General features: G+C 56.2%; 12 protein-coding genes. 8 read left to right on the top strand and 4 right to left on the bottom strand.

The window, feature by feature from the left end; all coding sequences use genetic code 11:
- The first annotated feature begins 30 nt into the window (after positions 1-30).
- The 6 genes from ACGY09_RS15500 to ACGY09_RS15475 all read left to right on the top strand — a co-directional run bounded on the left by ACGY09_RS15500 (position 31) and on the right by ACGY09_RS15475 (position 6,573).
- Positions 31-918, top strand: a complete 888-nt coding sequence (locus tag ACGY09_RS15500; RefSeq protein ID WP_397568441.1) for a hypothetical protein — start codon at positions 31-33, stop codon at positions 916-918.
- A gap of 94 nt (positions 919-1,012) precedes the next feature.
- Positions 1,013-2,455, top strand: coding sequence for a phage terminase large subunit (gene terL, locus ACGY09_RS15495; protein WP_373649331.1), 1,443 nt, complete (start codon positions 1,013-1,015; stop codon positions 2,453-2,455).
- Positions 2,456-2,544: 89 nt separating this feature from the next.
- Positions 2,545-3,954 (top strand): phage portal protein, encoded by a 1,410-nt coding sequence (locus ACGY09_RS15490; RefSeq protein ID WP_397568440.1) that lies wholly within the window; start codon positions 2,545-2,547, stop codon positions 3,952-3,954.
- Between the two features lie 140 nt (positions 3,955-4,094).
- Entirely contained in the window at positions 4,095-4,379 is a 285-nt protein-coding gene (locus ACGY09_RS15485) for a hypothetical protein (protein ID WP_397568439.1), read from the top strand.
- A gap of 381 nt (positions 4,380-4,760) precedes the next feature.
- The gene (locus tag ACGY09_RS15480) at positions 4,761-5,477 is read left to right on the top strand and encodes a DUF3299 domain-containing protein (RefSeq protein WP_397568438.1); all 717 of its coding nucleotides are present in this window, start codon (positions 4,761-4,763) and stop codon (positions 5,475-5,477) included.
- Between the two features lie 154 nt (positions 5,478-5,631).
- A complete protein-coding gene (locus tag ACGY09_RS15475; protein ID WP_397568437.1) occupies positions 5,632-6,573 on the top strand; it encodes a hypothetical protein in 942 nt (313 codons plus the stop codon).
- 260 nt (positions 6,574-6,833) lie between these two features.
- Here ACGY09_RS15475 and ACGY09_RS15470 read toward each other — a convergent pair whose 3' ends face one another.
- The gene (locus ACGY09_RS15470) at positions 6,834-8,597 is read right to left on the bottom strand and encodes a hypothetical protein (RefSeq protein WP_397568436.1); all 1,764 of its coding nucleotides are present in this window, start codon (positions 8,595-8,597) and stop codon (positions 6,834-6,836) included.
- Between the two features lie 439 nt (positions 8,598-9,036).
- Here ACGY09_RS15470 and ACGY09_RS15465 point away from each other — a divergent pair, with 439 nt between their 5' ends.
- Positions 9,037-10,347 (top strand): DUF1080 domain-containing protein, encoded by a 1,311-nt coding sequence (locus ACGY09_RS15465; RefSeq protein WP_397568435.1) that lies wholly within the window; start codon positions 9,037-9,039, stop codon positions 10,345-10,347.
- Between the two features lie 282 nt (positions 10,348-10,629).
- Here the strand turns inward: ACGY09_RS15465 and ACGY09_RS15460 are convergent, their stop codons facing one another.
- Complete coding sequence (locus ACGY09_RS15460; RefSeq protein ID WP_397568434.1) at positions 10,630-10,827, bottom strand: cold-shock protein; 198 nt, start codon at positions 10,825-10,827, stop codon at positions 10,630-10,632.
- Between the two features lie 345 nt (positions 10,828-11,172).
- On the opposite strand from ACGY09_RS15460, the gene ACGY09_RS15455 reads away from it, so the two are divergent.
- Complete coding sequence (locus tag ACGY09_RS15455) at positions 11,173-12,291, top strand: mandelate racemase/muconate lactonizing enzyme family protein (protein WP_373649339.1); 1,119 nt, start codon at positions 11,173-11,175, stop codon at positions 12,289-12,291.
- Positions 12,292-12,340: 49 nt separating this feature from the next.
- Here the strand turns inward: ACGY09_RS15455 and ACGY09_RS15450 are convergent, their stop codons facing one another.
- Both ACGY09_RS15450 and ACGY09_RS15445 read right to left on the bottom strand, forming a co-directional pair.
- Positions 12,341-13,156 (bottom strand): tetratricopeptide repeat protein, encoded by an 816-nt coding sequence (locus ACGY09_RS15450; RefSeq protein ID WP_373649340.1) that lies wholly within the window; start codon positions 13,154-13,156, stop codon positions 12,341-12,343.
- A gap of 183 nt (positions 13,157-13,339) precedes the next feature.
- Positions 13,340-15,367, bottom strand: coding sequence for a HEAT repeat domain-containing protein (locus ACGY09_RS15445; RefSeq protein ID WP_397568433.1), 2,028 nt, complete (start codon positions 15,365-15,367; stop codon positions 13,340-13,342).
- Between the last annotated feature and the right edge of the window lie 4 nt (positions 15,368-15,371).

Raw genomic sequence — 15,371 nt, 5'->3', positions numbered from 1 at the left:
CCAACAAGGTGAAGAGAGGTAGAAGTCAACGTGGTTGCTCGTTTTGCTATTCCACTGGTGTTGTCCAGGCGTCGACTCTCGATACCTAAACCGGTCATCACGCCCGGTTCAGGAATTGTTGACATCATTCGTGTGACAGGGCAGGCGCTGAAATGGTTGCGCCCGGGGGACACCTGTTACGGAGAGTTTCAGATTCGAAACCCGACGACAGGTGTGCTGACATCGCCCGACAATATCGACGAACCGGCAATCGAGGTCTTGCGGAATAACGTGGTCGATATCGGAATCGAAGTCGTCGTGTCGGCGGCGTCAACGGGGCGTTACCGCTATCACTTTACTGTCCCGGGTGACTACCTCGCAGGTGACTTTGTCGCCGGCGTCGCCTCCGCCACGGTGGACGAGCATCTGGACATCGCGACTCTCGTCGACACTCGACTCGTGGGCGTGGATTGGACGAACCCCGGCGGGGGAAGCGGCGGAACCATCCTGAATAACATCACGATTCCTGCTGCGGTCGCCCAGGCATCACTCGTCGCGGCTCAGATCACCATTATTCGAGGAGACACCCTTGCGGTCGTTCTTCCATTGATGGGAGATATCTCCACCCGCACCAAACTTGTCTTCACCGCAAAAGTACGGTCCTCCGATCCGGACATCAAAGCCATCATTCAAGTCTCGGAAGCAGAGGGTCTGGTGCTGCTGAACGGCAGCAGCGACGTCAACCCCGCGCACGCCAGCCTTGAGGTGACAGGTGCTTCAACCGGGCAAGTGCAACTGGTCATTGATGGAGCAGAGACAGCCGAGCTAGCCATTCGAGACCTGATCTGGGATTGCCAGTTTATTACGGCAGCACGAATTTCGACTCCCATCAGCGGTGGCATCAGCATCGTCCCTGATGTGACTCAGGCGACCGCATAGTCACGGTCCTGTCGCTTCACGGATTCTCATCCAGGATTGAATGACGCAGCCCCAGGTCACGAGGCTGCCTGATCGAGACAAGGACTTGTCTGATATGACCGCATCGTCAGATACAGGACGAATGGAACTTGCTGAAGTCTTACAACCCCATCCGGGACCACAAAAGCAGTTCATCGATTCGACAGCCCAGATCGCTGTCTATGGCGGCCAGGCAGGAGGCGGAAAAACATGGGCGTTACTGGCAGAAGCAGCGCGATACATCACCGTCCCCCGCTATGGGGCGGTAATCTTTCGAAGAACATCACCGCAGATCACGAATGAAGGAGGTCTCTGGGACGAATCCATGCTGCTGTACCCTCAGTTGAATGGAATTCCTCGACATACACTCGACTGGCAATTCCCCACGGGTGACTGCAAATTAAAGGGAGTGAATACGAAGGATCTGGCCAATATTGGTTTTCGACACCTGCAGTACGAGAAGGACAAACTCGCCTGGCAAGGTTCACAGATCACCATGCTGGGATTCGATGAGCTGACGCATTTCACGGAATCGCAGTTCTTCTACATGCTTTCGCGAAATCGCTCGACGTGCGGAATCCGGTCATACGTTCGTGCAACAACGAATCCGGTTCCCGAGGATGATCCCATCGGGGGATGGGTACACCGTCTGGTGGCCTGGTGGATCGATCCCATTTCAGGCCTGGCGATTCCCGAGCGTTCGGGGGTCGTCCGGTGGTTCATACGATTGCGGGGTGAGTTTCACTGGAGCGATTCGAGGCGAGACTTAATTGATCGATTCGGTCGGCCTGATCTTTCTGAAGATCATGAAGAACAGCCTGTCCAGCCAAAGTCATTTACGTTTATTCCAGCCAAGTTATCCGACAACCCGGCGCTCCTCAGTAAGGACCCGATGTACCGGGCCAACCTGCTCGCCCTGCCCGAGGTCGAGCGGCAACGCCTGGCAGAAGGAAACTGGAATGCCAAAGCCCGCGCAGGACTATTTTTCAAAGTCGGTCAGATCGAAATCATAGAGGCATTGCCCGTGGGGCTTCGCTATTGCCGGGCCTGGGACCTGGCAGCAACGGACGGATCAGGCGACTACACCGTGGGGGCCAAACTGGGCATCGACTCAACGGGAATTATCTACATTGCCGATATTCGCCGCGGTCAGTGGGAAAGCAGTTATCGCGATCAGGTCATTCGACAGTCGTCGGCTTTAGACGGTGTGTGCCGAATCCGCATCCCGCAGGATCCTGCGGCCGCAGGTAAAAGCGAAGCGAGAAGATTGTCGCTGATGCTCTCGGGGCTTGATGTCAAAGTGGCGGTGGTCAGCGGTGACAAGCCGACCCGCGCGATCGGCTTCGCCGCACAACTGAATGCAGGAAATGTAAAGCTACTGGCGGGGACCTGGAATCAGGGATTGCTGCAGCGACTGGATGCCTTTCCCACCAAAGGGATCCCTGACGACGAAGTCGATGCTCTGGCCGATGCGTTCAATGAACTGACGGCGATGCGGCGACTGTACGTGGGAATCTGATATCGAGAATCGGTCGATCGGAAGTAGCGACGAAGGAACGCCGGACTCGAGCATTCCTGGAATGCTGTATTGAATAAAGGTTTCGAAGCATGAAGTGGATGCGTTGGATTACAGGCCTATTCGGCAGCTCATCAAAGTCCGCAACCCCGCTGGGAGTGGGACTGAGAACCCTCCTCAACGGAAGTGTCCCGGGGGGCTGGGCCTCGGATCATCGTGAAGAGACAGCTCATAACACCGGCTTCAACTACATCGCAATTCACGCGATCGCTTCCCAGGTGGCAAGCGCGACAGTGACTGTTTTTGCCGACGGTGAACAGCAGCCCCAGCGCCGGTCGCAGCGAAAGTCGCTGGCTGCCAGTGCAGGATCATTTCATCGGTGGAAGTCGATTTACGGGCTGGAGGACCGGGAAACAGACCCACTTCCCGTTTCGCACCCTCTGGTCAAGTTGATGAAACGGCCCAACCCATACGAATGCGGTTCCAGCTTCCGCTATCGTCAGGCACAACAGATCCGGCTGACAGGGACTTGCCTTGTCTGGAATGTCCCCAGCTTCTCAGGTCCAACGTGCGAGCGGTATGTCATTCCGACGGCGATGGCGTCGGCAGTCGCACCGTCGCGAGAACTACCACGAGGAGGTTGGAGAATCAGTCCTGTGGCATCGCGGTATACCACGAAGGACGATCATGGCTACTTCGATTGTCCTCACTGGTACCGGATTCTTGGTCAGATCCTGGACGCCAGGCAAGTGCAGGTCATTCGCCTGCCGCACGCCTGGTTTCTGGATGACGGACAAAGCCCGCTTTCTGCCGGCGCGAAATGGATCGATGCCGGCGAAGCCGTGGATGAAGCCCGCTATCACCAGCTACGGAACGGTGTCGATCCCTCGATCGTGTGGAGCCTGCCCCCCGACGTCATGGTCGATCAGGACGAGATTGACCGCACGCAGGCCCGCATCAGTGCCAAGTACGGGGGCGCTCAGAACGTCGGGCGAGTCATGGTCGCCCAGAGTGGAACAACCATCACGCCACTGGGAACCAGCCCGAAAGAGATGTGTTATGGCGAGGGATTTCAGGACTTCAAATCGGCCATCCTGGCACTTCATCAGACCCCTCCCGTGGCTGTGGGCTTACAGGAAGCGGGCGCCTATGCAGCCTATAACGCCAGCATGAAAGCCTGGCGTCATTCCGCGATTCAGCCACTTTGTGACTTGCTCGCCGAATCCGACACCGAAGAGCTCGCTTCTCAGTTTGGCAGCGGACTCACCGTAGAGATCGAATCCAACACCGTCGACGACACTGAACTCATCGAAGAGCAGTTAAAGACCGACCTGGCTGCCAGGACGCGCACCAAAAACGAATGGCGTGCCGTCCGGGGCATGCCCCCTCTCCCCAGTCCGATAGGAGATGTCCTGGTCGGGACCGACTTCGACCCAACCGACTGTTCATCGCCCCAGTCGGAACCTCAGAAAAGCAGCGGGAAAAGCAGTGACGGCCCTTGATCGTCGTCTAACCGTCTCACTGAACTTTGCCTCTGGACCGGACTCAATGAACGAGTACGCCGGCCACGAGAATACCCCCTTAGGGCCCTCAGCCCATGATCGACACTGTCCTCCTCCCCCAAGAAAGGTAACTAAGGCTTATGACTGCCACATCACGACCAAAGCGAAGCTGGCGTCCCTGGTACACGCTTCCCGAGATTCCTCTTTGCGTCGACTGCAAAGTGATCTGTATCGTGAAGCACACGCACACCACTGACGATGGGAAACGAATCCAGCACCGCTACTGCCCCAAGTGTCGCAAACCCTATAAGACCACCTATCGACCGGAACCTGCTTTATCGACCGCGACGGATGATCCAACGAGTGAACCCGCATCCTCTACGGCTGCACGTCCGAGCGACGCAGGGCTTTCCAAGTCGGTCTAAACCTCTCTCATCAGGGAAGAAGCGCGTTCCGTAACCCCATTGCGATAAACACTTCTCATTTCTTTCGCACTCCGCTCCGATCACGAAATGGCGTTTGGTCTCTCGAACGACGCCTGTTGGAGCTCTCTTTGAGTGAAATTCTCTCAAATTTCGCTACAACTGATGACACGGGCTCGTTTTGACTGCGCAGTGAGACGCTGAGTCTTCAAGATCAGTTGGCGCCCTCTTTGAAAAACGGCCGCGATTGAAGACTTGACCAACGACGCGGAACAAGACGTCGTATACAATTCCACCATCCCGGTCAGTGACGGCTTTCATGGGCGAACCATGTCTGCCGAGTCGTTCCTCGGGGTCTTTCGATCTGCAATTCGGATGAATGTGATGTCTGTGGTACGTGAAATGATGAGCGAGCCGTTGAGCCAAACTCAATTTGTCGATGACACATTCCAGTATCAACCGATGCCGCCGCTTGTGCCGATCAGCATGGCGTTTGTCTGCCTTTCGCTGCTCGCCGGACTGTCCGACCTGCTTTTAATTATTCCCATGGTCGGAATTGTCCTTTCCTTCATCGGTTACTATCAGATTTCCCGTTCAAGAGGCGAATTGAGCGGGGGAGTGCTCGCACTGTCGAGCCTGGTGTTGATGCTGCTGATCTTCATCGCATTTGCTTCGCTGCACTTGCACAGCTACGCGACGGAAGTCCCCGTCGGGTATTCCCGGGTGAATTTCAATCAGGATATCTCCCAGAAGGGTTTCCCCACAGAAAACGGCCAGCCCGGCATCCACCCCGATGTTGCAAAACTTGCTGACCAACCGATTTATCTCAAAGGCTACATGTTTCCCTTCAGGGAAACCAGAGGCCTGAAATCGTTTGTCCTGTGTAAGGATTCGGGAGACTGCTGCTTCGGGGGCCAGCCCAAGCCGACCGACATGATCCTGATCAACATGAAGGATGGGCAAACGGTGGATTACCACGAAAAGCAACTTGTCGGGGTAGCCGGAACACTCAAAATTGAACCGACATATGACGAAAGCGGGCTGAACCCCGTCTATCAGCTCGACTGCCAGCATTTTGCCCCGGCGAAAACCTGGTATTGATCTTTACGCCAAAAACCGGGCGCAAGAGAATTCAAGACCTGTACACCGTGAATGCATCCGCCCCTCACTATAGCTGGCGGATGCGTTCCAGTCTTTGAGCCACCGAAAGCACGGGACAGCATTCTGTGCTTCTCGCTCAATCAAGGATGAATGAATGCGTATCCCGGCATTTCCACACTGGACAGCACCACGACTCGGAATTGCGCTGGTCCTCATTTTTCTGACAGGCTGTGACAAGACTGACCTGAGCGAGTATCACCCCGCAGGACAGGAAGACAAATCCAGCGCCGGGCCGAGTGTCAAAGCGGATAACGCTTCACAAACCGAATCCGAAGCCGTGACTGCAACCCCGGCCCCCGAGACCCAGGCGCCGGGGGAATCAGAGGAACCGAGTTCTCCTGTCGTGACCACAGCCACACCTGACGAAGCGGCGACAGACCAGAGCGAAGATGAGGTTATGGACGCTCCTGCCGCGTCGGCCCTCGTTCCTGTCAATGTTGTGGCGAGCGTCCAACAGTTGCTGAGCGTCCCGAACGCCCCCTCCTCACCCACCACAGACCCAGCTGTCGCGGAGAATAGCAGCACGGAGCCGCCGACATCACAGCAGGAGGACCCGCCAGACAAAACGGAGGCGAAAACAGGCCCGGGAAACGAAATTCAGCTCCTCATCAAAGAAAAGCAGTTTCAGACGGACCCCCGCACGGGAGCTCTTCGCCTGTCATTTGATGACCTGGACCTGCTGAAAGTCCTGAACATGGAACCGGTTGTTGTCAACGCCGTGGATCTGATGCCTGACTGGCTGAAAGGACTCGACGGCAAGCAGGTGAAAGTTCGTGGCTTCATGTATCCGACATACGAGACCGAAGGGATCGAGCGTTTCGTGCTGGCTCGTGATAATCAGATCTGCTGCTTCGGCCGTGACCCAAAGATTTATGACCTGATTCAGATCGACATGAAAGCGGGCAAAACAACCCGCTACATTCCTGCAACACGTTCTTTCGATGTGCTGGGGACGTTGCGAATCAAGATGGTCGCACCGGATGGGACCCCTTACGGGCTCTATTTCATCGAGCATGCAACCGTCATCGATCGGTGATCACCACCCTTCGGACACCTTCCACTCAGCGTCACCTCTTCGCAACCGATTTGAATGTAACTGTTTGAGGAAATTCCTCTCGCGACGGCGCTCGCCCAAGTTGCGCATCTGCCCCTCGACCAGGAGCGTCCACGGTGAACCGTGCCCAGACGGGCTCCGCAGAGGACATACCGTGAAGAAATCGAAGACAGGACTCGCCCAGACGTAGCGGGTGAGTCACATCTTCCCCCTGTCGATGACATCTTGCTGGCAGGCCTGCATCAGGCCATTTCGGGCTCTGGTTCGGTCGTTGCGGGAGCCGGAGTTTCGGTCACCACTAATCGATAAAGCGGCAGATCACCAAATTTCTGCGTGCACTTGGGACACTTCGCCTTGGCAATCCCTTTGCCGTTGGCGCCGCCCAACTTGGCTTCGGTTCTCGCCGCTTCGCTCAGTACGACACCGCATTTGGCACAGCGCCACCCGGTGACTTCGAGCTTGAATCCCGGATCCTTGATGTAGTAGTTGAGCTTGGCCAGTTCCTGCACGGGGGCGCCGCTCATGACGCACTTATGAACGAGATACTCATCCGTCAGTGGGACTTCCGTATTCGTCCCGAAGTCCTGAATGCCGCAGACCGACTGCATTCCCTCAACAAACGCGCGATACTCGGACAGACTGAACGAGAGATACTGCGGGTTCGTCGAATCCGGGGTCTTCGGAAGCTTAACGGCAATCCGGTTGGTCCCGAACACGGGGATATCGGCGAACAGTGACTCAACCCCAATCGCAGCCGGCTGAGCCGCGGTGATTTGTGTGAGCAACTCCTTCGTCAGGAGCTTCTTCGCAGGAATCGCGAGTTGCTCAAACGTCCCCTGCTTCGAGAAGTGCTCGATCATGGCCTGGCGAACCGGCGGGAACTTCTTCGCATTCGCTCCAAATTTGCCGACAACCAGCGTGGCAATCAGCAAATCATCGGCGGAAAAACCGATGTCGACTGCCTGGCATTCATTCAGCAGACTGTCTGCCTTGATTCGCAGCTTAACTGGATCCACGGTGTGCAGGCGAATGTCATTCAGCCATTTCTTGTAACGGCTTGTGAGGACAGGATCCTCTCCGGTGGTGGCGGCTTCAGCTTCGACCTTCTTGGGTGCCGGCTTTCTCGGAACGACAAACTCTGACTGACAGCGGGGACATTTCCCCTTGCGCCCGCGATGACGTTCTTTAACACGAATGCGGCATCCCTGAGGACAGAAGATTACGAACGTGTCCTTGGACCGCATCGATTTTCGGACTTGCTGAATGTCCTGCTCTTCGTCGGCTGCGATTTTTAACAGATCCTCAGCGGCCGCCGCCTCCACTTCCTGTGGGGAGGGAGGAGGTTCGTTCAAGGACTGGATCGGCGGCAGTTCCGCCTCGCTTTGGACCGGCGGTTCGTTGACGTCCATCTCGGCGGGAGAGGTGCTGGCAGCGGGCGTACCGGCGTATGTCGGAATGGAGGGGGCGGGAGTCTCTTCGAGGGGGCGCAAACGGAACGTCTCTTCGTCAGAAGCGACCTCTTGTGCTTCGTCAACGACCTCTCCGAAGACGGTCCCCATGGAAAGATCGAAATCGTCCTCGTCATCTCCCCCCGTGTCGCTCGCCTGGAAATAATTTTCCGGGGCAGAATTGAAGTCTGAATCGAAGCCAGCATCGCGTCGCTGGAGAGAATCTTCTTCCGTTACGAACGAGGCTTCCAGGATCGGGAGATCGATGTGTTCGATCTCGAAGTGCGTGGAGGCCTGCTTTTTACGGTAGGATTCTTCGATTTCGGGACGCAGAAAGGTCCCGCAATTCCAGCAGCGGACCAGTCCTGTCCGGCAGGTTTCCCCACAACTGGGGCATGCTTCCATGTCTTCGGCGACGGCATTGTCGGTGGGCAGAATATGCGCTTGGGGAAGCGCGGCGGCTCGTTTATCAAGAACATGACCGCAAGCGTGACATTCGCAGGTATCGTTCAGCAAGTAGGTTCCGCAATGCGGACAGGAAACAATTTGCATCTTCATGGCAACCAACCGACTCTTTTTATTCGGACGATTCGCCGCGACTTAAGACAATCCATCCCGCGTCGAAGTCACTCAGGAATATTTTGGTCAATAATTCACAGAAGTTTGGCAGGCGTCCCCTGCGTCAAGAAATGTCGAAGATTCTCTTCACGAATAGAATCGGGAGAATGCCAGCCGTCACGCAATCGGAAAAATGGAAAAACGCCATGCTATAGCCGCTTTACTCAAAAATGTACCGTTTTGCGGGGGTGAAATCACCCCAGAATATCAGATCACCGCAAAATTTGCGGATTACACGGATGCTCATCGAATTGATGGCGTCACCGCCGATTCATCGGTAAGATCCGTGATGTCGCTACGTCAATTATTCCCAGCTCGTCAAGTACTGTTCAGGCGACGAGGGTGATTGGCAGGTCAGGTTAAATCAAGGAGTGCCACTGTGTTGTGTCGTTTGCTTTGCTTTGGATTCATCGTATCCACGTCGTTGATCACGGCGACCTTTGCCGCTGACAATGAACCGCCAGCGGGATTCAGGGCGCTCTTCAATGGCAAAGACCTCGCTGGATGGCACGGTCTGGATACCAAGGACCCCCGCACCGTCCAGGCGTTGCCTGCCGCCGAACAGGCCGATGCCCGCAAGGCCAGCCTGGAAGACGTCAATAAACATTGGTCGGTTCAAAAAGGCGAACTGGTTAACGACGGTTATGGATTGTATCTGACTTCGAACGAAAACTTTGGCGATTATGAGTTATTCGTCAGTTACAAGACGGTCCCCAAGGCCGACAGCGGCATCTACCTGAAGGGAACGCCTCAGGTTCAGATCTGGGACTACACCGAAGCCGAAAAGTTCAACATCGGTGCCGACAAAGGTTCAGGCGGTCTCTGGAACAACAGCGCTGGACGACCCGGGAAAGATCCTCTCGTGCGGGCTGACCACCCCTTTGGCGAATGGAATACGTTCCGCATTCGTCAGGTGGGTGCTCGTACCACCGTGTTTCTCAATGGGAAGCTCGTTGTCGACAATGCCATTCTGGAGAACTTCTTCGATCGCAAGAAGCCTCTGATCGCCAAGGGCCCGATCCAACTGCAGACCCATGGTGGCGAGATCCGCTGGAAAGACATCTTCATCCGGGAAATCCCTGCCAGCGAAGCAACCTCGCTTCTCGCGAACGAGGGCTTCACTTCCCTGTTCGACGGCAAGAGCCTGAAGGGTTGGGCTGGTGCAGTGGACAACTACGAAGTGGTTGACGGCGCCATCCGCTGCAAGACGGGTAAAGGTGGAGTTCTTCACACCCCCAACGAGTACGGCGATTTCATCGTTCGACTCGAATTCAAGGTTCCTGCTGGCGGCAACAATGGTTTGGCCATCCGTTACCCCGGCCAGGGTGATGCCGCCTATACCGGCATGTGCGAACTTCAGGTCCTGGACAATGTCGCATCACAGTACGAAAAGCTGGACCCTCGCCAATACCATGGCTCGGCCTATGGAATGGTACCTGCTGCTCGCGGGTATGAGCGTCCCGCCGGAGAATGGAACTTCCAGGAAGTCACCGTCATCGGTTCCACAGTCAAAGTGGAACTGAACGGAAACGTCATTCTGGACGCCGACCTCAGCGAAGTGAAGGACCTGATGGCCAACACTCCTCACCCCGGAAAAGAGCGTACCCAGGGTTTCTTCGGATTTGCTGGCCACAGCGATCCTGTGGAGTTCCGCAATGTGCGAATCAAAGAACTGTCGACAGTGAAGTAAGAATCGACAAGGTTCTCTGACGAAAACCGACTTCGGCGGGATGACGGATACGTTCGCCATCCCGCCGAGTATTTCGTGACAGTCTCAGCTCAAGGCTGACACCGCTGCCGAAAGCAATCAGAGCCTGCTCGTCAGGATGGGATCATCCCGGCAGTGTTGCCCTGCCCTTATCGGAACAGAACAACCTGCTCGCAGCAGGTAAACCTCCACTCAATGCAGGGGCTGACGCGATCCGTATTGCGGCCCGCTTGACTGGAGATGCCATTAAGTCACAGGACGAGATTAAACGGGCCGAACATTCTCAGCGCAGGGCCCTTGCCTTCCCATGGCCTCAGTATACGTCACCTTCTGACCTTCGCGAAGTTCATTAAAGCTCACACCCTGAACGGCGGAATGATGGAAGAACAAATCCTTCGTTCCATCCGTCTTAATGAACCCGAATCCTTTTTCCATCAATTTCTTGATACTACCTTCAGCCATTCTTTATTCCAGCCTTCCGAGATGGATGAAGACCAATCTGCTTACGTTTCAGATAGACATTCACCCTGACGATGACGCTCACTGTAGCACGTTTTATTCATCGCCACCGCACACCAATAAAAACTTGCTCATAATTTTACGTAAGTTAACATTGCTGCCCCAGGATCGAAAACACCCTTTCGACGGAGTGGCGGCAACGCGATGATTCCCTCGAAGACCGAAAACCCCTGTCGAAGTCCTCTGTTTTTCCCGCTTGTGAAAGAGATTTGCCCAGACTCCAATCGCTGTTTGTACCACCTGAAGGCCCCGCAAACCGTCACTTAAAGTGACTCAGGAAGACGAAACATGAAGATTGTCCGCGTTGAATCGATCCCGGTCAGAATCCCGCTGAAGCCGGAGCGGAGGATGATTTCAGCGCTGGGGCACCATAATGTGTCAGAGTATTCCCTCGTCAGGATCTTTACCGACGACGGTCTCGAAGGATGGGGCGAAGCGACTGCAACGCCGCGCTGGAGCGGAGAGACCTGTCGCGGCACAATGGCCATCGTACAGGAAGTTCTGGCCCCTGCGGTCATCGGCTGTCCTGTTGCAGATCTGGTGGAACTCGACAGGCGGATGGACGCCGTCGCCGTCGGTAACTGGTTTGCCAAATCGGCGATCGAAATGGCCTGCTGGGACCTCCTCGGCAAAGCAGCCAACAAGCCGATCTATGAATTACTCGGGGGAGCCTGCAGGCCCCTGACCATTCGAAGCCGCTTCTCCCTGGGGGCCTACGATCCGGAACGGGCCCGGCGACGCGCCAAAGAACTGGTGGACGCCGGATTCACCACCATCAAAGTGAAAGTCGGTATCGATCCAGCCAGGGATGTCGAACGAGTCCGGATTGTGCGAGAGACCATCGGCCCTGACATCGATCTGACCATCGACGCAAACGGGGGCTGGGACGTCAAAACGTCCATTCGTTGCATCCGCGAACTGGAAGACTGCAACCTGGTCCTGGTCGAACAGCCGATCCCTCCTGGTGACTACACAGGACTGGCGCACGTTCGCAATGAAACGGGAGTCAAAATCCTGGCGGACGAAAGCTGTTTTGACCTGATTCACGCTCAGGAATTGATTCAGCACCAGTGCTGCGACGCCATCAGCCTGTACCCCGGCAAGAACGGCGGCATCCGCAAGGCAAAGCAGATCGCTGACGTCGCCGAGGCACACGGGATCGCCTGTTCCATCGGATCTAATCTCGAATGGGATCTGGCAACGGCCGCGATGGCTCACTTCGTCGTGGCCACTCCCAACATGCAAATCGAAAAGTATCCCGGCGACACACTCGGTCCCGACTACCACGAAATCTCGATTGCCCGTAACCCGATCAAGATCGACGGGCCATTTACGACACTCGGCACAGGGCCGGGACTGGGAGTCGAAATCGACATGCACATCATCCAGCAGCACCGAATCAACTGATCACGGTTGGCAATTCCCAACAGGCAGAACCGCTCCGCAGCATCACTCGTCAGCCGAGCTTGCGGAGCAACTGCCTGGCTCGGCTCTTCCATCGGCCATGCTTGCGGGCAATGCTGGTCGGGCTGCCGTTAATATCCATGATCAGACTGGAGAGAAGATTCCGAGCCTCGGAAGCTTGTCCGTTTTCGGCATACAGCTCGGCCAGCAGGTACATCGCTTCGGGGTGTCGCCAGCGGCGAATGTGCCACTCGAACTGCGTTCGAGCCTCGTCCCGCTCCCCGAGTTCCTTCAGGGCACGTCCATTTTCCAGTGAGACGTCGCCAAACTTGTATTGGGGATCCTTATCGAGGATCGCTCGCGTGAATGACCGGACATCCTGATAGCGCTTCTGAGCCGTTGCAATCTGGGCGGATCCCCACAGCGCCTGCAGATCCTGAGGATCTTTCTTGAGTGCCTGAGCATACGCCTCGTTGGCTCGCGACAGGTTTCCGACTTCTCGAAGTGCGTTCCCCCACTGCACGTACTGATGGGAATTGCCGATCTGCCTGGCAGCCGTTTCCAGCCGTGCCAATTGTGGCCCGCGCGTCCACCGTCGCAAGAACGTCAGCTCACCATATTCCCTGGACGGGAGGTAGCGGATGACGAAATAGCCAATTGCTCCAAACGGCTGGATGATCAGCATGATCCAGATCCAGAAAAAGCGATCGGGCTCTGTCCGGTAACAGTGAATCAACATCCAGATCAGGAATACGAAGTACAAGGTCGACATCATGGATGCGACCAGTTCGAAGAGCATCAGCGAACCCCCACCGGCAGGCTCGTCGACCACAATCTCAAACTCACCGGCAGCGAGTAGCAACCACATGCAAGACCTTCCCACGCAAATGACCAGACAAACCCTTGTCCAGCGGGCGCACGATAGTCTTACCCGTCAGGAGCGAAGATGAGCACACGAGGCGCGTGCTCCATGATAGTCTGCACGATCTCGAATCCGAAGCGGGGCGAGATCGTGAAACGGGACTTCGCTCTTTACGAACACCGGAAGATGCTACTTCGTTGGCACATCGCGGTTGGGAGATGACCAGAAAACTCTTCCCAGCCAGGTCGTCCCATCGGCTCCGCGGGGATGAGGTTTGTCACTGACCAGAAATTCCGAATCCGTAACCCACGACTCGTTCGGGGTAATGGCGGCAGCACCAAAATTCCCCAGCATGACGCCCCGCTCGGGCAGGATCGCACGTTCGGTTGCTCGGATCACCTGAAGTGAATCAGGGTCCACTTGAGCAACAAAGATAGGAGCCCGGTGGCGGAAAATATGATCGTTGTCAGCTCCGCGACGGGTGTACGTCAGAAACAAGCCATTGCTGTGAGTCAGCCAGTGCGCCTGTGTGTTGTAGCTCCCCAGATCCTGACCGTCATCGAAGGTCCATGTCTTGACGGGATCAAAATGCAAGCCGTCCCGGCTGGCCGTCACGTAAGCATGTGTGTCGTTTCGAATCGTGAGAAACAGCCGATCCTGATATCGGGTCAGTGACGGCTCATAAAAGCCTCGTCCCTCGGAAAGGGCCAGTTCATCGCCGTGCTTGACGTAGCGCATCTCGCTTCCATCAAAGCTGCAATGCAGAACGGTGGTCGCATATTGAGTTCCCTTCGCATCACGATAGTAGATGGGAACCAGCAGAGATCCGTCCGCCTGCTCCAGCCACTGCACGCAGCCTGGCGCAACGAGAAAAAATTTCTCCTCAGTCTGGGGCAGTGCCAGCATCTTCCAGGGGGACCAGCGATTCGTGACCGGATCGAAGACCGCGTAAGCACACTCGTGCGAGCGAGGCTTGTCGAGCAACTGATCCCCTTGCCGGCTGTAGCGCAGCTTAACGCCAATCGCCAGCACCTTCCGATGGTGTGTCAGCCAACCCGGCGTGACATCACACACGGCGATGGTTTCACCGTTTTCACCCGCTTGCCAGGCCAGTTCAGGAATCTCGGTCGGCCCGGTCCAGGTACGCCCCAGATCATCCGTTCGCAGGTAGTACAATCCAGAATAGTGGTCATTCGCACTGAGATGCTTCTGGATCGTCATGACGACGGCGGGCTGTTCCCCCTTCCCAAACCCCGGCATCGCGGCGACGCGCGGATGAAACCAGCAGAACTTGGAATTGAGTTCCTGAATCACCGGCGCGGCCTGGACACGGTAGGGAAGGATCACGGGAGCGGCGAGTACCAGCAGTGATTGCGCGGCACGAATTCGCACATCTGCCACTCGATCATCCAGCAGTTCGACCAGGCCCTGTCTTAGATTCACTAACCGGGCGTCTGCCGCGAACGTCGCCGCATAAGTTCGAACGATATCCTGATCGCTCTTAAGGTTTCGCTCGAGAGCCTTCTGACCACTTTCGTCACCCAGAATCGCGAGGGCATGCTCCAGATTGGCGCGAGGGACCGGATCCCCCACACGTTCCATCTCTTTCTTCAGTCGCGGGATATCTGTGCTGTCACCGATCTGGCCGAGAACCCAAGCGGCAATCGCGTAGTACTTCGCCTCGGGATGCTGCAGCAGGTCGCGAACGGTCTGTCTGGCAGAGTCATCACCAACTCGCGTCAGGGCGGCTGCGGCCATTAGTTTCAGTATCAGATTTTCATTCTGATCGTACGCACGACGCATCGCCTGACCGTCACCAATATCCGCCACCTTGAAGAGACTCTCGGCGGCGTGGATATGGCCGTGAGGCTTGTCACCCGCAAGGATGCCCCACATCACTTTCAGAGCGGATCGATCTCCCGCCCGCACTAGCTCGCGGGCAATTCCACACCTTCTCTGATCGTCTGTTTCCGAATGCAGTTTCGGGGTCAGGAAAGCAATCACTTCCTGCTGATGCCCGGCGAGGGTGAGTGCTTCGGCGGCATGAATGGCGGGCCAGAACTCTTCACCCGCCATCCCCGCACGCAGCACCTTCAGGCACTTTTCACGGAGAGCGGGATCGAGGGAAATGCGATCATCGGCCCCGCCCGCAAATCCCATGGCGAAGAAGTGGATCAGAATCGCCAGGACACGGCCTGCTCGCGCATACGCTGTCATCTTG

Origin of the sequence: Schlesneria sphaerica (assembly GCF_044336245.1) — a bacterium.
Lineage (GTDB): Bacteria > Planctomycetota > Planctomycetia > Planctomycetales > Planctomycetaceae > Schlesneria > Schlesneria sphaerica.
Note: the sequence above shows the minus strand (reverse complement) of the source record. Positions and strands in the feature narration are given on the sequence as shown.

Excerpts from the sequence above, each read along its gene's own strand:
- terL (WP_373649331.1), top strand. The coding sequence starts at position 1,013 with ATGACCGCATCGTCAGATACAGGACGAATGGAACTTGCTGAAGTCTTA.
- ACGY09_RS15490 (WP_397568440.1), top strand. The coding sequence starts at position 2,545 with ATGAAGTGGATGCGTTGGATTACAGGCCTATTCGGCAGCTCATCAAAG.
- ACGY09_RS15485 (WP_397568439.1), top strand. The coding sequence starts at position 4,095 with ATGACTGCCACATCACGACCAAAGCGAAGCTGGCGTCCCTGGTACACG.
- ACGY09_RS15480 (WP_397568438.1), top strand. The coding sequence starts at position 4,761 with ATGTCTGTGGTACGTGAAATGATGAGCGAGCCGTTGAGCCAAACTCAA.
- ACGY09_RS15475 (WP_397568437.1), top strand. The coding sequence starts at position 5,632 with ATGCGTATCCCGGCATTTCCACACTGGACAGCACCACGACTCGGAATT.
- ACGY09_RS15470 (WP_397568436.1), bottom strand. The coding sequence starts at position 8,597 with ATGAAGATGCAAATTGTTTCCTGTCCGCATTGCGGAACCTACTTGCTG.
- ACGY09_RS15460 (WP_397568434.1), bottom strand. The coding sequence starts at position 10,827 with ATGGCTGAAGGTAGTATCAAGAAATTGATGGAAAAAGGATTCGGGTTC.
- ACGY09_RS15455 (WP_373649339.1), top strand. The coding sequence starts at position 11,173 with ATGAAGATTGTCCGCGTTGAATCGATCCCGGTCAGAATCCCGCTGAAG.
- ACGY09_RS15450 (WP_373649340.1), bottom strand. The coding sequence starts at position 13,156 with ATGTGGTTGCTACTCGCTGCCGGTGAGTTTGAGATTGTGGTCGACGAG.
- ACGY09_RS15445 (WP_397568433.1), bottom strand. The coding sequence starts at position 15,367 with ATGACAGCGTATGCGCGAGCAGGCCGTGTCCTGGCGATTCTGATCCAC.